Source organism: Kribbella sp. CWNU-51, from assembly GCF_054073265.1.
The window spans coordinates 1-23,019 of record NZ_JBSXMZ010000032.1 but is presented as its reverse complement, the minus strand read 5'-3'; the positions used below and the strand labels follow the sequence as shown (position 1 = coordinate 23,019).

Annotated in this window: 27 protein-coding genes and 1 tRNA gene; 16 read left to right on the top strand and 12 right to left on the bottom strand. The window is 67.2% G+C overall.

Annotated elements, in window-relative coordinates; genetic code table 11:
* The 3 genes from ACXC9Q_RS29865 to ACXC9Q_RS29855 all read right to left on the bottom strand — a co-directional run.
* Positions 1-191 (bottom strand): hypothetical protein (locus ACXC9Q_RS29865; protein WP_457059953.1); only part of this gene is annotated, 191 nt, incomplete at its 3' end.
* 23 nt (positions 192-214) lie between these two features.
* The gene (locus tag ACXC9Q_RS29860; RefSeq protein ID WP_457059952.1) at positions 215-1,132 is read right to left on the bottom strand and encodes an aminoglycoside phosphotransferase family protein; all 918 of its coding nucleotides are present in this window, start codon (positions 1,130-1,132) and stop codon (positions 215-217) included.
* Positions 1,133-1,409: 277 nt separating this feature from the next.
* Positions 1,410-2,117 carry a class I SAM-dependent methyltransferase gene (locus ACXC9Q_RS29855; RefSeq protein WP_457059951.1) on the bottom strand — a complete coding sequence of 236 codons (708 nt, stop codon included), beginning with the start codon at positions 2,115-2,117 and terminating at the stop codon, positions 1,410-1,412.
* A 352-nt stretch (positions 2,118-2,469) separates the two neighbouring features.
* Here ACXC9Q_RS29855 and ACXC9Q_RS29850 point away from each other — a divergent pair, with 352 nt between their 5' ends.
* From ACXC9Q_RS29850 to ACXC9Q_RS29825, 6 genes are all read left to right on the top strand, one after another.
* A complete protein-coding gene (locus tag ACXC9Q_RS29850) occupies positions 2,470-3,252 on the top strand; it encodes a GNAT family N-acetyltransferase (RefSeq protein ID WP_457059950.1) in 783 nt (260 codons plus the stop codon).
* 1 nt (position 3,253) lies between these two features.
* Entirely contained in the window at positions 3,254-3,469 is a 216-nt protein-coding gene (locus ACXC9Q_RS29845; RefSeq protein WP_457059949.1) for a hypothetical protein, read from the top strand.
* A 460-nt stretch (positions 3,470-3,929) separates the two neighbouring features.
* Positions 3,930-4,766: a DUF6582 domain-containing protein gene (locus ACXC9Q_RS29840; RefSeq protein ID WP_457059948.1), complete on the top strand. Its 837-nt coding sequence runs from the start codon at positions 3,930-3,932 to the stop codon at positions 4,764-4,766.
* Positions 4,767-5,454: 688 nt separating this feature from the next.
* Positions 5,455-5,874, top strand: coding sequence for a cyclic nucleotide-binding domain-containing protein (locus ACXC9Q_RS29835; protein ID WP_457059947.1), 420 nt, complete (start codon positions 5,455-5,457; stop codon positions 5,872-5,874).
* A 936-nt stretch (positions 5,875-6,810) separates the two neighbouring features.
* On the top strand, positions 6,811-7,452 hold the full coding sequence (locus ACXC9Q_RS29830; protein WP_405072060.1) for an MFS transporter: 642 nt from the start codon (positions 6,811-6,813) through the stop codon (positions 7,450-7,452).
* Between the two features lie 7 nt (positions 7,453-7,459).
* Complete coding sequence (locus ACXC9Q_RS29825; protein WP_328522204.1) at positions 7,460-7,660, top strand: hypothetical protein; 201 nt, start codon at positions 7,460-7,462, stop codon at positions 7,658-7,660.
* A gap of 57 nt (positions 7,661-7,717) precedes the next feature.
* Here the strand turns inward: ACXC9Q_RS29825 and ACXC9Q_RS29820 are convergent, their stop codons facing one another.
* The 3 genes from ACXC9Q_RS29820 to ACXC9Q_RS29810 form a co-directional block, all read right to left on the bottom strand.
* Positions 7,718-8,494, bottom strand: coding sequence for a DUF4386 domain-containing protein (locus tag ACXC9Q_RS29820; RefSeq protein ID WP_457059946.1), 777 nt, complete (start codon positions 8,492-8,494; stop codon positions 7,718-7,720).
* 45 nt (positions 8,495-8,539) lie between these two features.
* Entirely contained in the window at positions 8,540-8,785 is a 246-nt protein-coding gene (locus tag ACXC9Q_RS29815; RefSeq protein WP_329482602.1) for a hypothetical protein, read from the bottom strand.
* A gap of 80 nt (positions 8,786-8,865) precedes the next feature.
* Positions 8,866-11,493, bottom strand: a complete 2,628-nt coding sequence (locus tag ACXC9Q_RS29810; protein ID WP_457059945.1) for a LuxR C-terminal-related transcriptional regulator — start codon at positions 11,491-11,493, stop codon at positions 8,866-8,868.
* Between the two features lie 618 nt (positions 11,494-12,111).
* Between ACXC9Q_RS29810 and ACXC9Q_RS29805 the strand changes: the two genes are divergently transcribed.
* Positions 12,112-12,600, top strand: coding sequence for a GNAT family N-acetyltransferase (locus ACXC9Q_RS29805; protein WP_457059943.1), 489 nt, complete (start codon positions 12,112-12,114; stop codon positions 12,598-12,600).
* Positions 12,601-12,643: 43 nt separating this feature from the next.
* On the opposite strand, the gene ACXC9Q_RS29800 is transcribed toward ACXC9Q_RS29805, so the two are convergent.
* Positions 12,644-13,966 (bottom strand): tyrosine-type recombinase/integrase, encoded by a 1,323-nt coding sequence (locus ACXC9Q_RS29800; protein WP_457059942.1) that lies wholly within the window; start codon positions 13,964-13,966, stop codon positions 12,644-12,646.
* A gap of 82 nt (positions 13,967-14,048) precedes the next feature.
* Positions 14,049-14,124: transfer RNA gene (locus tag ACXC9Q_RS29795), tRNA-Lys, on the bottom strand.
* A gap of 146 nt (positions 14,125-14,270) precedes the next feature.
* Between ACXC9Q_RS29795 and ACXC9Q_RS29790 the strand changes: the two genes are divergently transcribed.
* The 4 genes from ACXC9Q_RS29790 to ACXC9Q_RS29775 all read left to right on the top strand — a co-directional run bounded on the left by ACXC9Q_RS29790 (position 14,271) and on the right by ACXC9Q_RS29775 (position 16,852).
* On the top strand, positions 14,271-14,936 hold the full coding sequence (locus ACXC9Q_RS29790; protein ID WP_457059941.1) for a hypothetical protein: 666 nt from the start codon (positions 14,271-14,273) through the stop codon (positions 14,934-14,936).
* A gap of 229 nt (positions 14,937-15,165) precedes the next feature.
* Complete coding sequence (locus ACXC9Q_RS29785; RefSeq protein WP_457059940.1) at positions 15,166-16,029, top strand: ArsR/SmtB family transcription factor; 864 nt, start codon at positions 15,166-15,168, stop codon at positions 16,027-16,029.
* Between the two features lie 158 nt (positions 16,030-16,187).
* Positions 16,188-16,559 (top strand): G5 domain-containing protein, encoded by a 372-nt coding sequence (locus ACXC9Q_RS29780; RefSeq protein ID WP_457059939.1) that lies wholly within the window; start codon positions 16,188-16,190, stop codon positions 16,557-16,559.
* Between the two features lie 17 nt (positions 16,560-16,576).
* A complete protein-coding gene (locus ACXC9Q_RS29775) occupies positions 16,577-16,852 on the top strand; it encodes a hypothetical protein (protein WP_457059938.1) in 276 nt (91 codons plus the stop codon).
* Positions 16,853-16,858: 6 nt separating this feature from the next.
* On the opposite strand, the gene ACXC9Q_RS29770 is transcribed toward ACXC9Q_RS29775, so the two are convergent.
* Both ACXC9Q_RS29770 and ACXC9Q_RS29765 read right to left on the bottom strand, forming a co-directional pair.
* Positions 16,859-17,383, bottom strand: a complete 525-nt coding sequence (locus ACXC9Q_RS29770) for a YceI family protein (protein WP_457059937.1) — start codon at positions 17,381-17,383, stop codon at positions 16,859-16,861.
* A gap of 76 nt (positions 17,384-17,459) precedes the next feature.
* Complete coding sequence (locus ACXC9Q_RS29765; protein ID WP_457059936.1) at positions 17,460-18,053, bottom strand: TIGR03086 family metal-binding protein; 594 nt, start codon at positions 18,051-18,053, stop codon at positions 17,460-17,462.
* A 72-nt stretch (positions 18,054-18,125) separates the two neighbouring features.
* On the opposite strand from ACXC9Q_RS29765, the gene ACXC9Q_RS29760 reads away from it, so the two are divergent.
* The 4 genes from ACXC9Q_RS29760 to ACXC9Q_RS29745 all read left to right on the top strand — a co-directional run bounded on the left by ACXC9Q_RS29760 (position 18,126) and on the right by ACXC9Q_RS29745 (position 20,819).
* A complete protein-coding gene (locus tag ACXC9Q_RS29760; protein ID WP_457059935.1) occupies positions 18,126-18,569 on the top strand; it encodes a MarR family winged helix-turn-helix transcriptional regulator in 444 nt (147 codons plus the stop codon).
* 123 nt (positions 18,570-18,692) lie between these two features.
* Complete coding sequence (locus tag ACXC9Q_RS29755) at positions 18,693-19,595, top strand: hypothetical protein (protein WP_457059934.1); 903 nt, start codon at positions 18,693-18,695, stop codon at positions 19,593-19,595.
* Between the two features lie 55 nt (positions 19,596-19,650).
* A complete protein-coding gene (locus ACXC9Q_RS29750; RefSeq protein WP_360518628.1) occupies positions 19,651-20,160 on the top strand; it encodes a sigma-70 family RNA polymerase sigma factor in 510 nt (169 codons plus the stop codon).
* Positions 20,157-20,819, top strand: coding sequence for an anti-sigma factor family protein (locus tag ACXC9Q_RS29745; protein ID WP_457059933.1), 663 nt, complete (start codon positions 20,157-20,159; stop codon positions 20,817-20,819). Before ACXC9Q_RS29750 ends, ACXC9Q_RS29745 begins: the two co-directional genes overlap by 4 nt.
* 384 nt (positions 20,820-21,203) lie before the next feature.
* Here ACXC9Q_RS29745 and ACXC9Q_RS29740 read toward each other — a convergent pair whose 3' ends face one another.
* Together ACXC9Q_RS29740 and ACXC9Q_RS29735 are read right to left on the bottom strand one after the other, a co-directional pair.
* Positions 21,204-21,443 (bottom strand): hypothetical protein, encoded by a 240-nt coding sequence (locus ACXC9Q_RS29740; protein ID WP_457059932.1) that lies wholly within the window; start codon positions 21,441-21,443, stop codon positions 21,204-21,206.
* A 63-nt stretch (positions 21,444-21,506) separates the two neighbouring features.
* Positions 21,507-22,214, bottom strand: coding sequence for an ArsR/SmtB family transcription factor (locus ACXC9Q_RS29735; protein WP_457059931.1), 708 nt, complete (start codon positions 22,212-22,214; stop codon positions 21,507-21,509).
* A gap of 65 nt (positions 22,215-22,279) precedes the next feature.
* On the opposite strand from ACXC9Q_RS29735, the gene ACXC9Q_RS29730 reads away from it, so the two are divergent.
* Positions 22,280-22,894, top strand: coding sequence for a flavin reductase family protein (locus ACXC9Q_RS29730; RefSeq protein ID WP_457059930.1), 615 nt, complete (start codon positions 22,280-22,282; stop codon positions 22,892-22,894).
* Positions 22,895-23,019: the final 125 nt, after the last annotated feature.

Genomic DNA, 23,019 nt, shown 5'->3' with positions numbered 1-23,019 from the left:
TCGGCGCGGCGATGGCCGCGCACGAGAAGTTCACCGCATAGGCCAACTACAACCCACCGGCTCTTGTTGACGAGATCGCCGAACAGCTTCCGGCCCTGGGCAGGTGTCAGCTGGCTGCGTAGGCATTCGGGTAAACGCGCCAGCCGGGAAAGCTGCGACAAAGGCGAGCACTTCACCGACGAGGAGATCACCGGCGGATCAAGAAGATCCGCCGCTACTGACCACCGCCCGGCCCGTGGCCGCTGACTGTTAGTCGATCTGCCTCGGCGAGCAACAGATCACCGAACGGCTGGAACCCGATCTGTCGGCTGTACAGGCCGCTGATGACGCGGTGGATCGTTCCCCACTCCCAGATCGCCGTGGCGTCTACACCAGTGTGGGTGGCCAACCGCTTCGCCCTGGCGTGCAGGTCGTCGCCGGCGTCGGGATTGCTTCGGATGATGGTGCCAAGGTCGTATGCTCGCTCAGCGCGCAGGCCACCCGGATCGATGAGCTTGAACGTGCCGTCCGCCGCCTGAAGCACGTTGAGGTCGTGGATGTCGCCGTGTACGAGCACGGCGTGTCGGTCATCGTGGGCGCGGCGGCGACGGTCCAGGCATGCGAGAGCGTCATCGACTGTCGCTTCCGAGCACGCCTGACCCGTCTCTTCCCACAGTCGCGGCAGCAGGTCGGAGTACTCGCGTGCCTTGTCGGCGCCCGTCGGCAGGTCGACATCGGGGCTGACCGGCCGCCAGAGCCGGACAGCGACATCGCACATCATGTCGTGCCGTGTCGCGGGATCAGGTACGACGTCGCAGATGGCAGCCCCTAGTCGCTCGAGCAAGAGTGCGCCGCGGTCGAGGTCGTCGCGCAGCAGGCTCGCGCAGCCGTCGCCGTCGGCGAGGCGCAGCGCGGTCGCCTCGAAGGTGAGATCGCGCTGAGTCCCCGGAACGCCGACCTTGAGGACAGCCGCCGTTCCGTCAGCGAGTGTCGCCTCGACGACGAGCGCCGCGTGGCCGCCGCGCAACGTGGCGCCGATGGTCAATGACCACTCCTGGGCTAGAGATTCCACGATCGAGGGCAGCTCGTCGAGCCACGCGGCGTTTCCGTCGGCGACGACCTTGTTCCGCACTTCATCGGGAATGTCGAGCATCACGTGGGCTCCTAATGCGACGAGACTCGATCACCTGTCTGGGCCAACGTCAGGCCGGTGCCTGCCGGTCGGCGCGGTCGACGGTGACGGGCCGGACTCGGCCGGGTTCGTGCCAGCCGACGTACACGCCGCCGCTGATACCGTTGGCGGTGGCGAGAACTGCCTGCCACTGACGGGTGTCGGTGCGGCGCTGGTCGTCCAGGAGAGCCGGCGCGGGCCGACGCGTAACGCCAACCTTTGCCCGGTTCCCGGTCAGGAGACTACCTGCCGTAAGAAGTCAGCAGGCCTCGAGCACGAAGAAGATGAAGCTGATGAACCTCGCCGGGTGCTTCAGATCCTTCAGCTCCTGCGGAAGCAGTTCGCTCGGCGTGTCCGGGGCGATCGGCGGCTCGCTGACGACCGAGATCCGGAAACCTGCCGCCGTGAAGGCGTCGGACATCGCCTGCAGCGGCCGGTGCCAGTTCGTGTAGACGACCGTGCGGCCGGCGTGCTCGGCGTCATAGGAGAACTCCGCGACGTCGAAGTACTCGGCCTCGGGGTTCAACGCCGTGTAGAGCATCGGGTGGTTCACCGACAGAATGAGGCGTCCGCCCGCCTTCAGCACCCGGCGGAGCTCCGCGAGCGGCTCGGTCCAGTCCTCCAGATAGTGCAGGACGAGGGAGGCAACGACGTCATCGAATGCGGCGTCGACGTACGGCAGCGGCTTGGCGAGGTCGGCGACCCTCAGGTCGGCGTCCTCGCCCAGCCTTCGGCGGGCCAGTTCGATCATCGCCGTGCTCAGGTCGAAGCCGGACACGATCGCGCCCCTGTCACGGAGCGCCGCTGACAGCGGACCGGAGCCACAGCCGACGTCGAGGATGCGACGGCCGTCCACCTGACCAGCCAGGCTCAGCATCGCCGGCCGTTCGTAGTGACCGTTGAGCAGATTGACCTCGTTGTCCGCGGAGTACGCCTCAGCGAACTCGTCGTAATCGGTCTTCGGCACCGAGCGCTCCTTCTGTCCGCAGGCTCGCACCATCGGTGCGGCTGGTCAAACCACCCGATCAAACAGCAGCGGGCCACGTGCTGTCGAGATTCGCCGGCATCACGGCTTCCTCTCGGCAACGAAGTGCTGCCCAAACCGACCGGCAAGTGCTCCCCGTCCCCACCGCCGTTGCCAGAAGCAAATCTCGCGTGCCCTGAACTGTGTCGGCAGGTCGAGCCGCCTCCTGCCGGCCTGGTCGCGTTCGTGGCGCGAAGTGGTGTCAACCCATGCGGGAAATGTGGCCGTGGTGCGAACAGAGCGAGGGCAAAGTTGCTGGTGGCGACCAGATGAGGCGTTGTCTTTCGTCCTCGTAATGAGAAGGTCGTCAGTTCGAGCTCGATGTGTGGCCAGCCGGCGGCCCTGTCCTCGTCGTCGACGCGGACCCGAGCTTGGCGGCGGTGAGCCCCAGAGGAGGCTCGGGGTAACCTCCGAGTTCGACATGTGCAGGGTCAAACCGGAACGAAGGGAACCGATAGACGTGCGTGACGCGGATGCCGACATTCCGGTCGTGTCGCTGTCGGATGGCGTGGTCACTCTCCGACCTTGGTCGAGAGATGACGCCGGGTTCATGGCGGAAGCATTCGCCGATCCAGCGATCCGACGCTACAACGGGGCCCACGATCGACTCGGACGACCGGCTCCGCCGCTCTCGATCGAGGACGCTGAAGCGATCAGCGACGAGTTCGCGTCGAGCTGGCGGGCGTTCGGCGCGGCGGAGCCACCATCTGGTGTTGCATTCGCGATCACGGACGCAGCCTCTGGTGGTCTGGTCGGCTGCTGCGGCGTCGATGACTGGTCGAAGGGAGACGTAGCGCAGTTCGGCTACTGGATCGGGCCGAGCGCGCGAGGGCGCGGGTACGCGACTCGGGCGGTTGTTCTGCTCACACGGTGGTTGTTCGAGCTCGGCGCAGCTCGCGCCTTCCTGACGGTCGAGGCGGACAATGAAGCGTCAGCTGCGGTGGCCCGCCGAGCGGGGTTCGTGCACGAGGGAACGATGCGCGCACACAGCGTGTGGCAGGGCGAGCGCATCGACGTGATGTGGTTCGCGGCGCTGCCGCGCGAATGGACGATGCGCGAGCCGGCCGAACCAACGTGATGTGCAACGCGATCGGAGCCGGCTTGTAGAGTCCCTCGGCGAGGGCAACGAGTCGGTGATGTACGCCATGGCCCGAAGGCGATACGTCCACGACCTTCACATCCGCGTCGTCGACGCGGCCTCCGGCGAACTCCTCCGCGAGCCGATCCTCGACCCCACCAAGGACTACCAACCCACCGGCAGGCCACCAGGACCCAGACCCAAAAGAAGCAGCTGAATCCACGTTTCGTGGGTTCACCTGTCCGGGATGTCTTGAGACATCACATCGGTAGGCCCCGTGGGACTCGAACCCACAACCCGCGGATTAAAAGGGGCAATGATCCCCTAGTAACCAGCCTCTCCAGGCGTCAGAAGTCCCTGTTCGAAGGGACTCTGGACGCACCAACTGACTCTCGTTGACTCGATTTCGCACCACGAATGATCCCACGGCGACCTGTCAGGCAGCGACGAGGATTCTGGCCGACAACGCCGAACTTGGCCCTATCGAGCTCAAGGGCGCGCGGGCGGCTATCAGCTGCGCGCGCACAAGGCCTACATCGACGGAGTGGGCCGGGAGGACTTCGATCCAGCCGAGTTCCTCGAGGGCCTGTCCCGCCAGACCGGCACCCGGCTGGGCGTACCGATGGCCGTCGGCTCCGACGCCTTCAACCTGGGCTGGGCGTAGTCTCAGGACTCACATGGCCCGACTGGACGCGGCGAAGCGAGCCGACCTGCCGGACAGCGCATTCGCGTACGTGGACTCACGAGGCCGGCGGAGGCTGCCGATCCACGACGAGTCGCATGTCCGGAACGCGCTGTCTCGCTTCAACCAGGTCAGGTTCGAGGACGACCGTGCCCGGGAGCGTGCGCGGAAGCGGCTGCTGAACGCCGCCAAGAAATACCGGATCGTGCCGGTCGGGTTCATCGCCGGCCAGCTGCGGTCGGAGCGCGAGTTCGGCGAGCTCGCGGGACGGGAACCGGTGCGGCTGCCGACCGGTTTCGTGACAATGCTGATGACCGACGTCGAGGACTCGACGGCGCTGGTCCATCGTCTGGGCGAGCGCTATGGGACACTGATCAACGACGTGCGGACGCTGCTGACCGACGCGGCGTCGCAAGCCTCCGGTGTCGTCGTCGACGCGCGAGCAGACGAGTTCTTCGCGGTGTTCGAGACTCCCGCCGCCGCCCTTGACACGGCAGTCGCGGTACAACGTGAGCTGCCTGGACGAACGTGGGCCGACGGTCTCCGGGTGCGGGTCCGGGCCGGGATCCACAGCGGCTACCCGACGCTGAACAAGGGGGCCTACATCGGCATGGCCGTCCATACCGTGGCACGCGTCTGTGCGATTGCGCACGGCGGCCAGATCCTTGCCTCCGGCGACACGAGGCTCGCGGCGCGCGAGTCGGCGCCGCCCGGGGTGCGCTTCCGGAGTCTCGGTGACCACCGTCTGCGCGGCCTGCCGGAACCGGTTCCGTTGTACCAGGTCGTCGCGGCGGGACTCGTCGGACGCTTCCCGCCGCCGCCGACCCGATGAGTGTCAGCCGCGTCGCACCACGTGGCAGGCCAGCTGATGGGCTGGAGCCACGTCGCCAAGGTCGTTGCTCGGATCAACCAGTTGACGAGCGGTGAGGTTGCCCTGAGGTTGAGCGCCGCTGCGCGGGCTGGCACGGCGGGTCCGGCTGCCTACGGCCTTGAGACCCGGCGACCAAGTCCCGGTAGTTCTCCGGCGCCGGCCTCTATTGACACAACCATTGACGAACTTGTTGCTACAGGCAACCGCCCCCCAGCTGGTCGCTTCTGCCAGGTCCACATCGATGGTGCCGTTCGGTAGCCAGCTGTGATACCCGACTGGATGCACCGACCTAAGCGGGCGGAACCTCGGGCCGGTGGTGGCGCCGCGCGACGGTGGCCGCGGGGGCGGCGGGTCTCGTGACCCGCCGACGGAAAGCCGCGAGCGGGGACCAGGCGGTCGACCCGCAGACCGGGCCGGTCGACCCCGGCACGGGGCCGGATGACGGTGCGGGCGCTGGTGGCGAGGCGGAGACGCCGGACGGTCGCCCGGGCCAGGCCTGACCACCCGGCAGCAGTTCCACCTGGTCCCGGATGTGTCCGAGACGGGTCTCGGAGTGACCGGCGGAGCATGAGAGAACAGACACAGGGGGCCCGCACCAAGGCCGGGTGGTGGCTTTCCATTGATACGAGCCCCGTACTATGATCCCGTCGTGCCACTGCGCCGCGACGCCAAGGTCGAGCTCCTGAAGAAGGTGCCGCTCTTCTCCGGGTGCTCGAAGAACGAGCTCCGCGAGCTCGCCAAGACCGCAGACGAGTTGGACGTACGCGAGGGAACCGTCCTCACCCGCGAGGGCAAGCCGGGACGGGAGTTCTTCGTCCTCATCGAGGGCACAGCGCGGGTGACGAGGAACGGGAAGAAGATCGCTGACCTCGGTCCCGGCGACTGGCTGGGCGAGATTGCGCTCATCACGAACAGCCCGCGGACCGCGACCGTCACGACGACATCGCCCGTCGACCTGCTCGCCATCACCGACCGCCGCTTCCACTCGGTCGTCGAGACCATGCCGTCGATCGCGCTCAAGGTGCTCTCGAGCGTCGGCGAGCGGCTCACCCGAGACGCGAGGAGCTGAGCCGGCCCCGATCCGGAGCCGTTGTACTGGGCTGCCCATGCGGATACCGATCGGGGCCTGGTGGTCAGCCTGCTGGGGATGCGTCCTTGATCGGCACCGACGTGCGGTGATATCCGAGGCTCGACATGACCTACTGCACCTTTGGACAGAAGATCCGTGACTGGCAGTCATGGACGCTGGTCTCACCGCTTCACGTGTGGGTCGAGCCCCCTGGAAATGCGAGCTGGGGATGAGGGCCGAGAGCACCTGAGCCTAGGGATCCGCTTCACATCGGTTGTATGCAAGCCCTCGTTATTCATCGTCACGTCCGCCCGGATCGCGGCTGATCCGTGCGCTTTGTCCCGATGTTCGCGCCCGTCGCCCGGCTACTCCTCAACCTCATGGCGCGTCCTGCTCAGGGACGATGCGGGTGAGGCAGCCTCAGGTTCGCGCGAACGAGCTACATAGAGAGCGAGTGGGACGCGAGGTTGTCGGCCGCCAGGCAGAATGCCGATAGAGGCCGGGACGGGAGGGGGTAGCTGTGGACGAGGCAGACTCGCCAAGTACGTCGAGCTGGGCCAGGAGAACGCGCGGATCATCGACTGGCGTGGGGCGGGTGGGACTCGAACCCACGACCCAGGGATTATGAGAGCCATGCCACTTGCCACGCTGGTCAACTTCAGGCTGCGTGGGTTCGGGATTCGGCACCTCTAGCTGACTGAATCCACTCTGTTTGACGCGATTTCATGTCACGAGTCATGTCACGCGGAGGCGTCGGCGGCTATGGAGGTTCGCTCTCCGCCCCGGTTCGCTCAAACGGGCTCGGCTGGCCCTGTGATCCGCCAACAGATCCACGACACATTTCCGTCAGATGATGTGCGACAGGCTAGACGTCTGGCGACCGATTGAGGACGGCCGCCAACGCACGGATCTGCCGAATAGCGGACGTTCAGCCTGATGAGATCGCGAGCAGTTTCGCCGCCGGGCGCCGCTGCTGGTCACCTTGGCACTGAAGGTCAACGCGCTCGTGGGGATCAAACAGGCACCGAACAGCTTGGCACTTGTCGCCGCGACCGGCTCCCTGCTGTCAATCTCGCCAATCCGTTCTTCGGGAAGATGAGCGACCGCACCTCGTCGAAGCTGGGCATGCGGCGGCCATGGATGGCCATCGGCCTGGTGGTCGGCCCCCTCGGCGTCCTCGTTGTCGCGTTGGCACCCAACATCCCGGTCGTCCTGCTCGGATGGTGCATCGCCCAGGTGTTCTTCAACGCACTGCTCGCCGCCATGGTGGCGGTGCTACCAGACCAGGTCTCGGTCGTTCAACGCGGTCAGGTCTCCGGTGTCCTGGGTGTCTGTGTGCCCATCGCGTCGGTGAGCGGCACCTTCGTGGTCAAGCTCTTCACCGGCAACCAGCTCACCATGTTCCTGGCCCCGTGCGCGATCGGCGGATTCTTCATCCTCCTCTTGGCGGTCACGTTGAAGGATCGCCGGCTTGCCAAGGCGGACAAGCCATCGCCAGCAGCTTCAACGGTTTCCTGGTCGGGATGGCCATCGGCGGACTCGGCTTCGGCGTGTATGCGGCCGTCGACCTCGCGCTAGTTGTCACGTGCTGCCGGACAAGGACAACGCTGCCAAGGATCTCGGCCTGTTCAACATCGCGGGCGCGCTTCCGTTCTCCATCGCGCCCGCGATCGCGCCGGCCATCCTGGCGATCAGCAGCGGCAGCTACGGCGTGCTTTACGCGATCGCCGGGCTCTGCGCCATCATCGGAGCATTCGCCATCCTGCCCGTGAAGGGTGTTCGTTGAGCGCCCACATCGACGAAGCGGCCGGGCCCCTCGTGGGCCCGGCCGCGTTTTCGACGCTCAGACGGCGACCTCGCGGTAGGCGGGCGGGGTTGCCTCTTCGCGGATGGCATCTGTGATGGGGCAGGGCTTGAAGCCTTTGACGATCAGATAGACGCCCAGCGAGAGCTCCCACAAGGCGATCGGGATGACGGCGATCCCCGTCACCGTGCCGACCCGGTCGACGACGCCGAACATCGTCAGGACTACCGCGGTGAGGTGCAGTGGGGCTCCGATGAGTCCGATCATGGGAAGGACGCGTGGCACGAGGCCGGATCGGTACAGCAAGGTGCCCAGCAGGATGGCGTTGATGCCCGGCATGAGGCTCCCTCCGAGCGTGAACGCCCAGTGGTAGGTCGCGACGTGCGACGCGCCGATGGCGGCCAGCGAGGCTGCGTCGGCTCCGGCCGCTGTGCCCAGGTCCTGGTGCAGGGTCACGAGCGAGAGGAGGCTCGCGACACCGGTGAAGAGCATGGCGGCTTCAAGGGTGCGGGAGGCGACGAAGCCGAGCGCCATGCCTTGGTTCTGTCGCTTGACCACCGGATACAGCGTGATGGCGGTGCCGATGCCGGCGAGGGCGACGATGACCTCGAGGAAGCAGCCCCATAGGGCGGGGGTGTCGGCGGCGGAGCTGATGATGAAGTCCTTGCCCTTCACCGAGCTGTAGAGGGCTGGGGGGGCGAGTGTGGGGATTGAGACGAAGGTAATCAGGTAGAAGATGCCCGCGACGAGCGAAATCTTTCGCGTTGGGTCCTTCGGGACTCGTTTCGTTGCTGCGGTCTGGACGGTGGTGGCCATGTCGGTCTATCCCTTTTCGCGATTGATCTTTAGTGGGTTGATGAGCTATCGAGGATCGGCGGTGGGTACATCGGGCTGGTCGGGCTCGACCTGAGTGACCGAGACCAGCGGCAGGCCCATGTCGCGGATCTTCTGGAGCAAGCCATACAGCGCGGCCTGGTCGACCACCGAGCCTTGGATGAGGGTGGTGCCGTCGTTCTCGTTGGTGATGGTCAGTCCGTCGAACCAGCCGGCCCATCGGGAATCCAGGTGCCCCTTGAGGCGGATTTCGTACGGTCCGTTCGTTCGCATGCTCGAAAGGTAGGAACGGATGTGGTGAGCGGGCATCACCACGTGTGGTGATCTATGTGGTGATCTGGCCGGCGCCGGGTTCAGCGGTCGCGGGTCCGGGACAACAGGTCAAGCTGCTCGGCCCGGCGCACCGCTGCCCGACGGTTGTTCACGCCGAGCTTGGCGTAGATGTTCTTGGTGTGGGTCCGCACGGTGTTCAGGGACACCACGAGCTCGCGGGCGATGTCCGGGCCGTCCAGGTCGGTCCCGAGCAGCCGAAGCACTTCCAGCTCGCGTTTGCTCAGTGGCTCAACCAAACCCTGTCGGTCCTCGGGCAAGCCCTGACTGACGGGAGGGCTGTCCTCAGTCTTGTCAACGGCCGCCAGGAGCCGACGCACATCGTCCCGGGCGATCCCCTCTTGTTCGCCAGGTGCTACCCGTGCGGCAGCTCTCAGCAGTATGGCCATGGGTGCGCCCTCATCCGCGAACACTCGGACGTAGCCCTCCGGCTCAGACAGCGTCAGCGCACGTTCCAGCGATACAAGCGCAGCCGGGATCTCGCCTCGCGCCTGGTGGGCAAGCGCCTGCAGCACCAGGATCTCGATGACGCTCCCCGTCCTTCCCCCCTCTTCTGCTGCTTGCAGGAGCCGATCCAAGAGCTGGGTCGCCTCGTCGATGGAGCCCTCTGCACGCTCTGCCCTGGGCTGGGCCAAGAGCACCCTGACCAGGGTGATGTGCTCGAACTCGCGCAGGTAGCTGAGGTCGTCCGTGGCGGAAAGACCCTGCTCACGCACCCAGCCGATCGCTTCACCCAACGCCCCCTGCTCGACCCAGACCCGTGCCCTCCACGCCGGGACCGGCCGCACGTTGGGGAAGAAGTCACTGACATACAGGCGCTCCGCCTCATTGAGCAGGTCGAGTGCGGCGCCCAGATCCCCCTCAGCCTCGCGTACCCGAGCCATCGCGACCCGCCAGCGGTATGGGTTCTGCAGCAACCCGAGGTGCTCGCCGAGCTCCTGGCTCCGCAGCAAGTACTGCGTGGCGGTAGGCAGGTCGTTCCGCTCGCGGTGGATCTCGCTGATCCCGACATACATGTCCGCCGTCCCCCGCAACACCGACCCGCCCTGCTCGGATGCGAGCTGCAAGGCCTGCTCGTAGGTGTGCATCGCGTCGCCGAGCCGGCCTTGCCTACGCCGTATATCCGCCAGCGCGATCGCGCACCCAAAGGTGTCGGCGACGTGCCCGACCCGCCGCAGCCCCGCCATGCAGTCGGCATACGCCCGGTGCGCTTGATCCAGGTCTCCGCTCGTCCAGTACGCCAGCCCCAACAGCCCCGATGCCGATGCGCGCCGGAGGTGGTCTTCCTCAGGCGAAAGCTCGAGCGCCCGCCGGGCATGCCCCTCGGTGCCGGGCACGTCGCCCCGGGCCAGGGCCAGAGCAGCGCGATACAGCTCGATCGTCCCCGGGACGCCTCGAAACTCTTCGTCGTCGACGACGACCATCCCCGCCGGCGAGGCTTCCGGTCCCACATGGGTACCGGTCGTCGTGTCCAGCCACCGCTCGGCGTCCTCCAGCCGCGCCTCCACGCCTTCGAGCTCGCCGCCCAGCAGCAACGCTCCGGCATACCCGACAATCAGCACGGGCCTGACCTGGACCACCTCGCCGGGAAGCGCCTCGAGCCAGCCACGCATTGTGGACTCCTGCCGGCTCCTGCGCATGGCCGGGATCGCCAGCTCGACCAGGTCCGCCGCCCGCTCGAAATCCTCGGCGGCCAGCGCGTGGCGGATCGCCTCGGATCGTTCGCCGTTCCGCTCGTACCAGTCGCTCGCGCGCAGGTGCAGCTCATGGACGCGGTCAGGCTGCTCGTCCAGCAGATGCGCTCGCAGCACGTCTCCGAAAAGATGCTGGTAGCGATACCACTGGCGGCGGTCGTCGAGCTGGATAAGGAACAGGTTCCCCCGATCGAGAGCCTCCAGCATGGGCTTGCCGCCGTGCTGGCCGGTCACGGCATCGCAGAGCGGGCCGCTCAGCCGGCTGAGGATGGAGGTCTTCAGCAGGAAGCTGCGGACATTGTCGGGCTGGCGCTGCAAGACCTCTTCGACCATGTAGTCGATGATGTACCGGTCATCCCCGGCAAAGCCCGCGATAAAGCCTGCGATGTCGGCGCGGCCCTGCATCGAGAGCGCCGCCAGCTGGAGCGCGGCGATCCACCCTTCCGTGCGCCCCTCCAACGCTGCGACGTCCTGCGCCGTCAGTACCAGTCCCATCACCTCGTTTAGGTACGCCGCGGCCTCGTCAGGCGTGAAGCGCAGATCGGCGGCGCGGATCTCAACGAGCTCGCCGCGCCCTCGCAAGCGAGACAGCGGCAGCGTCGGGTCTGCGCGGCTGGCGATCACCAGGTGCATCTGTGGGGGGAGGTGCTCCAGCAGGAAGGCCATCCCGTCCTGTACGTCGCGTGCGTCGATGACGTGGTAGTCGTCGAGCACGAGCACGACGTCGTCCGAGCTGGCGCTGAGGTCGTTGAGCAGAGTGGCGAGGACCGCTTCGATCGGCGTCTGAGACGACTGCAGGAGCAAGAGCGCACCGGCACCGACCCCCGGCGACGCTGCCTGCAGCGCGGCGACAAGGTACGACCAGAACAGGGCGGGATCGTTGTCGCGCCGGTCGAGCGAGAGCCACGCCGCGGACCGTCCTTCGGCAGGCACGCCTGCCAGCCACTCGGCCAGCAACGTCGTCTTACCGAACCCGGCCGGAGCTGAGACGAGCGTGAGCGTCGACTCCGCCCCGCGGCTCAGGCGCTCGCTCAGTCTCGGACGCGCTACCAGACCGCGTCGTCCCCTGGGGACGTGGAGCTTGGTCTCGAGCAGTGGGCCTGCCATGACCATCTCCCCTCAGGAGCCAGTCTTCATGTGCCGTCGACAAGCACTTGTTGCCAGCGAGACAGCGGTTGGTTCCGGTAACTGATCGTGCCATCAGCTCGCTCGAGACCATCTGACCACACGTGTGAGGCGGTTACCGGTCATGCCGCGGTGAGGGCGGCCACGCTCGCCCGGATCTGCCGCGGTGAGGGCGGCCACGCTCGCCCGGATCTGCCGCGTTGAGTGCGGCGCCAGGATCTGCCGCGTTCCGAGCACTGTCATGCCGATGTGCGCCCGACGATGGCACACTGTGTCGTGTCGACTTCGAGTGCGACATTTCGCTGGCCGTCCTCGGGGATGGAGCCAGGTGGTAGTGCCGGTTGTTGAAGTAGTCACCGGTCGAGGTCGCTCGCGGGCGGCTCTCACCACGGAGCGATCTTGAAATAAATCGATGGCACTCATCGCCGCCGACCTGCCAGAGTGCTGGAGATGGCAGAGGTCGTAATACCGCTCACCGTCCGCGATCTGACCGAAGAGGACCTGCCCGCGTGCGGCTGGTACGGAACAGCGACAGATCTTGCGTATGTGGCCGAAGCGATCCAGCGCCGCCGCCGCGGCGAGGTCGATTACCTAGCGGTCTGCCCACCTTCCGGTCTGCCAGTTGCGGTCGGCGGAGCCGACTACACGAAACCGCTCGGCGCGGCCACAGTCTGGCAACTATCGGTCCAGGCGGAGCTGCGCTCGTGTGGGATCGGCACAGTCCTCATTGGGGCGTTAGAGCACCGGGTTCGCGCCCGCGGACTCCGCTGGGTCGAGTTGGGCGTGGACGACAGCAACTCCCGGCCGCGCGCGTTGTATGAGCGGCTGGGCTATGTGGTGAGCGGTAGCGAGATCGGCTCGTGGGACCAGGAAGCCGCGGACGGATCCACGATCCGCTACGAGACGCAGATAACTCTGATGCGCAAGGCACTGATCTAGAGGCTGATTGCCGTCAGCACCCCGGGCGACCTGCTGCCGCAGGTTAGTCCCGGCGGCCGGGCCGCGGCATGCGGCTGGCCAGGAGTCCGGCGGCGCGCTTGTCGGACTCCGGAACCCAGGCTGCGTAGACGCGAAGTGTGGTTGTTCCGCCGCCTCCGTGGCCAAGGCGGCCCGCGACGGTTCGGATATCGACGCCAGCGCTGATCAGCTCCGTCGCTGAGTAGTGCCGCAGCGTGTGAAGGTGGCTGTCTATGCCGAGACTCTTGCACATGCGTGCGTAGCGGTGGGTGACGCCGTCGGGATTGCATGGCTTGCTGTTGTCGGGTTCGTAGGAGAAGACGTAGGCCGACTCGGTCGCCGGCACACCGAGCTGCGCCATGCGCTCCTCGTAGGCTTGACGGTGGATCGCTAGCAGTTCCAACGTGTCGGGGTCCAAGGCGTTGCGGCGCATCTGATGGGTCTTGGTGTCTTTCTCGAACTTCTTTCCGCGCCGCTGTATGTAGTTCCTGCGGAACTCCGCGACGCCCTCGCCGTCGAGATGAAGGTCTGACCAGCGGAGAGCGAGAATCTCCCCGCGGCGGCTGCCGGTGACCATTACGAGCCACACGAGCATCCCCCAGGCCAAATCCTCGTCCCATGCACGTTCAGCGATCCGGGCCGCCTCGGCAGCCGTGGGTGGCTTTGGCTGCGGCGCTTTCTGCTTGGGCTTCTTCGCGGTCTCGGCTGGGTTGGTCGATATCCACTCATAACGAACAGCCATGTCGAGCGCACCAGTGATGATCGCGTGGATCTGCCGGACGCTCGATTCGCCCATGGGCTTGCAGGCGTGGGGTTTGCACTCGGTCACCGTGCATCCGGCGGCAGTGCAGTCATGCTCCGCGGCGTCAGTTGCTCTTGGCCGACCTGGTCGCCGACGGTGCTTCACTACTCGACACTCGTGCGGACGACTGGTGCGGTGGTCCACCATCGGTTTGCCATCGCAGAGCGCGCTGCACTTTCGGAGCTTCTTGTAAAACTGCTCGATTGTGCGGGTCCGCAGCTCGGACACCGGGATGTCGCCAAGCGGGGGCTTGATGCTCCGTTCGAAGTAGCCCCTGTAGCTGTCGAGGGTCGTTTCCTCTCCCTCGTGTCCATCCAGCCAGTCCTCGATGACGTAGGCAAGCGTTGCCCGCGAGGCCGCGTTGCGCTGCTTGTCCACCTGCGCCTGGAGGCGCGTCTGGATTCGCTCGACTTCCCGCTCATCCCGAGTGGACTCGCTGAGATAGACGTCGTTGCCAGTGACCGGGTCCACACCGGCGTAGACCCTGATGTTGTACGAGCTGCCCCTGAGCCGGACCGACCCCCGTGGTCGCTGTTTCCGCGCCATCCTGGAAGGCTAGCATGGACAGGGCCATGGACATCCGGGAGACGTGCGGACGCCTGATCTGAGCAAAAGCCCAGGTCAGGCGTGGTAGGCCCCGTGGGACTCGAACCCACAACCCGCGGATTAAAAGTCCGCTGCTCTGCCAGTTGAGCTAGAGGCCCTCTCACGAGGGGTGAGGGGAACAGTGTGTCAGGTTTGTCGAGGGGTTTGCTCGGTGGGGGCGGGATCGGGATCGCGAAGTGATCACTGTTCGGAGTGGAGTGGGTCGGCGTACTCTCAGGCTCAGGGGGAGCAAGGGGGCACGAACATGGGGGTTGTGGAGCGGGCGGCGATCATCGGGGTGCATCGTGAGGTGGTGGATGCCTGGCGGGAGATCGTCGGGCTGGCGAGCACGCTGGGGCTGGCCGATCGGATCGTGATCGGGGTCAAGCTCAAGGCGCGGGCTGATGCGCTGGCGACGTACGAAGGGCTGGTCCGGGACGCGGGGGACCTGGCCGGCGATGCGCGGGCGTTCGCGGCGGCGGTGAAGACACAGAATCCACTGACAGCCGGGTTCTGCGGTGTCGGAGTGGCTGCCGGGGTACTGGGGTTCTTCGGGTGGTGGTCGTTCGAGGCGCTGAAGGAGGCGTTCACCGCGGACGTGGGTACGGCGGGGATGGCGCAGACGACCGTGGCCTTGATCGGCGTCCTGACGGTGGCGGCGGGTGCCGTGATCATCGGGGTCGTCCGGGCCGCGGTGATCGCTGCTCACTCCGGGCTGCAGGCGCTGGAGATCTTCGGCGTCAACGAGCACCCGTCCGTGGTCATGCTGCGGGAGGTGCGGCCGGCCGAGGAGCGGTTGTTCGCCGTCTTCCAGCAGCGGGTCCCGGAGCCACCGATCAGCGCAGGACCGTTGATCGTGCTGGGGGCCGGCGGGCTGATCGCCGGGATTGTCTTCGCGATGCTCGTCGGGGTCGGCGCCGGCACAACCTGAGCGCTGCGTTGCCCCTGAGGTCGCCTACGCTGTGTGTTGCACACAGGTCGAGGCGGTGACGCTGGGGGTGTCGACTGGCGTGCCGCTTCCTCGGGGGAGGAATGGCGATGGGTTTCCGGATCCAATTCGGGTGCGCCGATCTGGCGCGTACGACGATCGGCCGCGAGCCGGATCCGTTGTGGGAAGTGCTGCTCGGCATGCACATGCTGCAGACCGACGACGAGCCGCGGTGTTCGGTCCCTGGCGCCAGCGGACCCGCGCCCGGCTCACCCCGATCGAACGCGAGCTGCTCGTACTCGCGCCACCCGTGGGCTACTCGCCTGACTTCCTCACCCCGGCGGAGTCCGCCGACGGCCTCGACGCCGGGCTGGCCGCGGTGGCGGCGACCCCGCGGCGTCAGCTGCACGCTCAACTCAGCCGCCTGGCCGAACAGGTCCGGTTGCCGCGCTGGACCCGCGGCCTCGCCGCCGGCGACCCCGCCGTACTGACGAAGGTCTGTCGCGGCCTGAAGCACTTCCACCGGACCAAGATCGCGCCGCAGATGCCGGCGATCGCCACCACGATCGACCGCGACGTCAAGCAGCACAGTGACACCGTCACGACCGGCGGCTTCGAGACCCTCGCGGAGACCCTGCATCCGGCTCTGCAATGGAGACCGCCGGTGCTGCACGTCGACATGCGGCACATCGACCGCGACCTGGACCTGCGTGGCCGTGGCATCCGCCTGGTCCCGTCGTTCTTCTGCTGGCGGCACCCGATCATGCCCGCCGACCCCGAGGTCCCGCCGGTCCTCGTGTATCCGGTGCACCACGACCCAGTCTGGTCCGCGCGGGCCGAGCCGTGCGCCGACCCGGAGCGTGCCGTGGCCGATCTCCTCGGCCGTACGCGCGCCGCCGTACTGCGATCCATCTCCGCCGGCGCCTGTTCCACCAGCGAACTCGCCGCCCGGGCCGGCATCTCACTTGCCTCGGCCAGCGAACACGCCCGCGTTCTGCACCGCACCGGCCTGGTCACGACCCGCCGCGCGGGCAACGCCGTACGCCACACCATCAGCCCGATCGGCACCCACATCCTCACCGGATCCCACGGCTGACTCGACAGTAGGTCACGAAACCGCTGCGGTTCGCGACGGATCCGCGCCGACCCCTCGCCTGGCGCGGCCGCCCGGTGGTATGGATCGGAATTCGCCCGGGAAGTCCGGGCGCTGACAATCCCGCCGCGGGGGGAACCGGCGGCGGGTTGGGGGGAATCGTGCATCTCATTCGTGCTGCGCTGGCGCCCGTCGCGCTGCTGGCTGTCGGCGCACTCGCCACCGGTTGCGGATCATCATCGGGTACGACGGATGCCGGTGAACCGGCCGCGATCGCGAGCATCCGGACCGCCGCCACGCCGACGTCCACTCCGGCTTCGACCACGGCGCCACCGACGACCGAGCCCGCAACGACCGCGGAGCCGACGACGAAGGCCAAGCCGACCGCGACGACGCCGGCGCGGGTGACGACCAAGAGGCAGGTCGTCGAGTTCAAGACCATCCCGTTCAAGAAGAAGACGGTCACGGACGGCTCGCTTCCGAAGGGCGAGAAGACCATCCGGACCACGGGCAGTAACGGGACAGCAAACTGACCTACGAGGTCACGTACGTGAACGGCGTACAGACGGCCAAGGTGCTGCTGCGGCAAGAGGTGTCCAAGCAGCCGCGGACGCAGGTGACCGTCGTCGGCACCAAGGTCGAGGAGGAGAGCGGGTCGTCGGGTTGCGATCCGAACTACAGCGGCTGCGTCCCGATCGCCAGCGATGTCGACTGCTCAGGTGGCAGTGGCAACGGTCCGGCGTACGTCCAAGGTCCGGTCACTGTGATCGGCGATGACGTCTACGGCCTCGACCGCGACGGTGACGGCATCGGCTGCGAGGACTGAGACAGTTCAACGGCGAGTGGCGGTGAACTGGAGGTCGAGGATCACGTCCGGGCTGACCATGACGGTGGTCAGGGCGTTCCAGTTCACCTGCCAGTCCATGCGATTGATCGTCCGAGTCGCCTTGAAGGTGACATCGCCGTCCGCCTCGATCAGCTCGAACGGGACGGTGACCGGATGCGTGACACCCCGCATGGTCAGGTCTCCCGTGACGTCGAACGTGGTCGCGCCGGTCTGCTCGACCTTCGTCGACACGAAGGAGACGGCCGGGTACGTCGCGGCCACGAGGAAAGTCTTGCTGAGTTGGTCATCCCGCTGCTTGTTGCCGGTGTCAACGGTGTCCGCCTGGATGGTGAGCCGAGCGCTCGAGGCGCTCGGGTCGTCACCATCCAGGCGCACGACTCCCTCGAACACGGCGAACCGCCCCCGCACCCTGGTCCCCATCCGGTGCCGGGCAACGAACCCGATCCGCGTCCGCTCGGCATCGAGGACATACTCCCCGGTCAGCTCGCTGAGCTTCGTCGTCATTGTCATGCCAGTACGACGAGACACCGCCGCCGAGTGTCAGGCCTGTTCCACAACAGCCTTCGGCAGTCTGCGTGGGTCGGCGCTAGGCAGGCCAGCGCGGCGAGCGGCCGAGGTGGGCGACGATCTGGTCGAGGGGGTCGTCGCCCGACCAGGGGAGGTCCACAGTGAAGGCGGCGCCGGGGACGAGGCGGACGTCGCCGGTGGGGACGACCTGGGCGACGGTTTGGGCGGCTGCCAGGACATCGGGGGTGAACGTGACACCAGTGCCGAGGGACTTGGCGACGTCCCAGCTGTGGACGACGTAGTCGATGAAGTGGAAGCTCATGGCCTGGTGGCCGGGGAAGGACAGGTCGGGGCCGAACTCGGGGAGGGCGAACTGGCGCTCGGTGACGCCGTCTTCGGCGAAGGCGGTCAGGACGTGTTCGGCGGAGGTGATGTACGCCTTCACCGGGTCGTCGCCGAGGTCGCGGAGTTTCCAGAGCTCCGGGTCGCTTTCACCGCGGGACGCGGCTGCGAAACCGTAGTGCTGGGTGGCCATGTGGGCGAGCAGACCGTAGAGAGTCCAGGCGCGGCAGGGGGTCGGCTTGGCCAGGTCGGCGGAGGTGGCGCGCGATACGACGTCGATGCTGGTCCGCACCGCGGCGGCGTCCAGGGATACGTAGTCAACTGTAGGCATGGGCATATCGTATGCGCCAGCTTATGATTGCGCCAGTGTTATCTTCCGGCTATGCCGCGTTATCTTCCGGCTATGCCGAGCGAGGACCCAGGCGAGCGTCCCGACCTCGCCGCGATGCTGGGTCCGTTGGTGCGGGCACTCATCGCGGCCGAGCTGCCGGTGCTCGCCGCGCACGAGGTCTCGATGTGGGGATATTCGGTGCTCACCGTGCTGGATGAGACCCCGGTGCGCACGCAGGCCGCGCTGGCCGAGGCGATCGGCGCCGACAAGTCGCGGATCATCGGCACCCTCGACGAGCTCCAGGACGCCGGCCTGATCGAGCGCACCCCGGATCCGGAGGACCGCCGCGTCCGCCTGCTCTCGATCACCACTCAGGGCCGTCGCGTACGACGTTCCGTCCGCAAAGACATCCGCGCCCGCGAGGACCGCCTCCTCGCCAAACTCCCTCGAGCCGATCGCGAAGCGTTCCTCCGCGTACTCCGCGCGCTACACGAGGCCCGCGACGCAACGCGCTGACGGACGACAGTGCCGGAGGGCGCCGCCCGAGGTGGTGGAGGGCTGTGACCTCAGTCCTGCGATGGAGAGCTTTCACTCGCGGGAGTGATCCGTCCGGCGGGTGACGCCGCGGAGACTCGCTGCATGGCATCGATTGTGGAGGCACCGGTTCGAGTTACACGCAGTTGGGTGCCGACGGCCGCGCTCGTGTGGGCGGCGGCGTACGGCTGTCTGCGGGTGTGGTTCGCCACCGGGAACGCGCCGGTCTGGAAGCTTCCCGGGCGCGATCTCCTCGTGCCTGACTGGATTGCAGTCGCCGGGTGCCTCATCAGTGCTGCCGCAGTGATCGCGCTCGCTCGATGGGGCGGGAGCGCCCTGATCCGGTTGCTGTGGGTGCTTGCGGCCGGCTGGGTTGCCGCGGCTGCCTTCGCTCTGCTCGATCTGGTGGCCGGTCTGCTGCCCGGACTCGGGATTCCCTTCGATTTGCTCGGGATGCTCAGTAGGTTCGCTGCGCTGGGAGGCGCCGCGCTGCTCGGGGCGACGGCGCGGGCCTACCAGCGAAGGCTCGACCCGACCTGCCTTCGCTGCACGGGTCGGCCGCGTCCCACCTCGACACCGACATGGCCCGCCTGGCTCGCCGTCATTGGCTGTCTGACCCGGCTGGCAGCCCAGGCTGCGGTCGGATTCGGCAGTACGCCGTACGGCGGCAACCTCTCGCGGATCATCTTCGAAAGCGGCTTCGTGCTCGCGGGCGTCGCGCTGCCCCTGCTGCTCGTGTATCGGCCCGGCCGATTCTTTCCCCGTTGGATGCTCATCCTCCCAGGACTCGGCCTGGGTGCAGGGATCACGGCGTACTTCGGTGTCGGGCTTCTCCAGATGATCGCCAACGTCATCCAAGGCAAGCCCGCGTACGACGATATCGGTCTGCCGGAGGCCTTCTTCTGGGTCGCGGTCCCGGCCTATCTCCTCTGGGGCGTCGGCCTGACGCTGGCCGCCTACGGCTACCACCGCCGCACCCGCAAACCCTGCAAGGGCTGTGGATTGTGATTTGATCCGGTACAGAATGGTGGCGAGAACAGCAGCCAACCGAGCAGGAGTGCCGATGGCCGATGACCGGGCGGCCCTGCTGCGTGAGCTGCACGACGTGCACGCTCCCGCGCTGTGGCGGTTCGTGGTCCGGCTGACCGGCGACGACCGGCTGGCGGAGGACGTCGTCCAGGAGACCCTGCTCCGGGCATGGCGCCGGCCGCAGATCCTGACCGAGGACGAGGCGGGGGCCCGGGCCTGGCTGTTCACGGTGGCACGCAATCTCGTCATCGACGACCGGCGCAGTGCCCGGGTCAGCCGCGAGGTGGCCAGCGACGACCTGCCGGAGAACCCGAGCGCCGACCATGCGAACGCCGTACTGGACGCCTGGCTGGTGGCCGAATCACTGGCCCAGCTGTCCGAGGAACATCGGCAGGTCATCGTTCGTGCGTACTACGGACGCCGGACGGTCACCGACATCGCCGAGGAGTTGGACATCCCGTCCGGCACCGTGAAGTCGCGGCTGCACTACGGGCTGCGGGCGTTGAAGCTCGCGCTGCAGGAGAAGGGGGTGACGAGTCAGTGAGTGATCCGTACCGGGACTGGGACGCGGCGTACCTGCTCGGCGCGTTGTCGGCGAAGGATCGGCGGGCGTACGAGGAGCATCTGCGGACGTGTGACGAGTGCTCGGTGGAGATGGCGTCGTTGGCCGGCGTACCCGGGACGCTGGCCGCGCTGCCGGACGACCGGGCGCTCGCGACCATTACCGCCGACCCTCCGAACCTGCTGCCCGGCCTGGTCCGCAACGTGCAGCGGGAACAGCGCCGCCAGCGGGTGCGCCTCGGCGCACTGATGGCCGGGGTCGCGCTGGTCGCGGCCGCGATCGGCGCGGTGATCGCGATCCCGCTCACCCACGAGCAACCGCAGGGCGACTACGTCGTCCTCGCGCAGACCGTGGCCAGCAAGCTGTCCGCGGACGCGCGGCTGGTGCCGGAGCGCTGGGGTACGACGATCGAGATCAGCTGCCGGTACGACGACTTGGCAACCCCGAGCGAACGAGCCCGGGGATACGAGTTGTACGTCACAGACACGTCCGGCAAGTCACAGCTGATCGCGAGCTGGACGTCGTCGCCTGGTACGACGGTGAAACCGGCCGCCACCACGAAGTTGCAGCGCAGCGAGATCCAGGCGCTGGACATCCGCAGCTCGGAAACCGGACGCGTCCTGCTCGCTGTGCACTTCTGATCACCGTCGGCATGATTGCCTGCGGCACAGAGGGGCACCTGGGAGTCAAGAGCGGCGGTCGCTCGAGAGGCCACCGATCCAGGCCCCGGTGTTCAGGGACGTGCACCGGGGCCGCCGCTTGCCCCGTGAGCCGCTTGTCGCGGGCGGCCGCCGTACGCAAAGGAATTTCCGTCGATTCTGTAACACTCGGCCCGTCACCGGCGATACACCCTGTGTAACGCCACTGAGGATCCCGTCCCAGGTCAACCGCCCGAAGGGCCTGGGACGGGGTTCTCGTTCGACGCGAGGCGCCCCGGCAGCGTTACGCACGAAGGCCCCCGGTCGACTACCCCGGGGGCCTTCGTGCGTTATCCCCTCCTCAGCTCAACGCACGCTTCCGGTGCGCTACGACGCTCGTTCGCTTGGGCCGTCCGACGCGGGCAGCGCGATCCGGTCCGCCGGCAGGCGTTCCGTCCGCTCCGTCCCGTCGTCGACCTCGTACTGCACCAGACCGGTCCATCCCGTCTGCTCGTGCTCGCGGCCGATCAGCCAGCCGCGACGCCACTGACCGTCCGCCAGGACCATCACGTGGCTGGGCAACGGAAGGCGGGACACCAGATCGGTGCCGGGCTCGAACTCAGTCATGGCCGAAGGCTAGGTGGTTTCAGCGTTTCGCGCCTCATGGAAGCGTGTTCCCTCACACACTTCTCAGACTCTGGGCAGTAGTTCTCGTACGACGCCGACCGGCAGCCCCAGTTCACGTACCGAGCCGGTTACTTTCAGCGCCCGCCCGCCGGGGATGTGGCTCACCCACCCGTGCTGCAAGGCATGTCCACACAAGGCCGCACCCACTGCGCCGGCTATATGCGGGCGCCGCTCGGTCACGTCGAGGCACGACCGCACTACAGTCCGTCCGCGCTTCGGCTCGACCTCGATGCCGAGATCCGCCAACCAGGCCAGGCCCGCCGGCGTCAGAGCGATCCCCTCCGACCAGTCGAGCAGGCCGCGCTCGGTCATCGCATCCGCGAGCGCCACGCCGAGCTTGCCGGCCAGGTGGTCGTAGCAGGTCCGGGCTCGCGCGAACGCATCTCGTTTGCTGACCGCGGACAGACTGTTCGCAACCTCCGTACGCCGGGGTGCGAGCGCGGCGAGTCCCTCGATCAACTCGGCCGTGTCCGGACCGGCGAGTTTCACGTAGCGATGCCGGCCCTGCCGAATCTCGGTCAGCAGCCCGCCCTCGACGAGCAGGTTGAGATGCTCGCTGATCGTCGGCCGCGACACCTGCGCCACTCGCGCCAGCTCGGTAGCCGTCCAGGCCCGCCCGTCGAGCAACGCCAAGCACACCGTCGCCCGCGTCCCGTCGGCCAACATCCGAGCCCAAGCAGCCAACTCCTGTCCCTCTGCTTGCATGCTCATGACTTCATCATGCCGCTCCGACAGTTCGGTCAGCGCCGAAGCGACCGCCACCTAGCGTCGGAACCATGACTCACCTGACGATCGAACCGTCCATCCTGTACGTCGGTACGCCGGTCGCACTGCTGTCCACCGTGAACGACGACGGCACGCCGAATCTCGCCCCGATGTCGTCCGCCTGGGCGCTCGGCGACGTCGTCGTACTCGGCGTCGGTGGATCCGGTCAGACCGCCCACAACCTGCAACTTCGGCCCGAGCTGGTCATCAACTACCCGTCGCCGGCGCAGTGGGAGGCGGTCGAGCGGATCGCCGGCCTCACCGGCCGCCATCCGGTGCCGGCCGCCAAGAAGGCCCGGTTCCGCTTCGAACGGGAGAAGTTCAAGGCTGCCGGGCTGACCCCGGTGGCGTCCGAGCAGGTCGGCCCGCCGCGCGTTGCCGAGTGTCCACTGCAGTTCGAGGCCACCGCGGTGCAGGTCGAATTCGATGCCGGAGGCACCTTCTTGATCATCCAGGCGAAGGTACTGCGCGTGCACGCCGACGACCGGATCGTCGTACCAGGGACGTCGTACGTCGATCCGGACGCGTGGTCGCCGTTGATCTACAACTTCCGGCACTACTTCGGTCTCGGCTCGGAGCTCGGTGAATCCTTCCGGACCGAGACGCCTAGGCGCAGTCAGTCCTGAGCTGGGTAGCGGCCGATCTGCGGGGAAACAAATGTTCACCCAGTGACGGCAGATTCAGGGGATTGTTGCAACGCCTGATTGTTGGAGGGTGTTGTGATGGGGCGGAAGTTGTCCGAGGTGCGGTT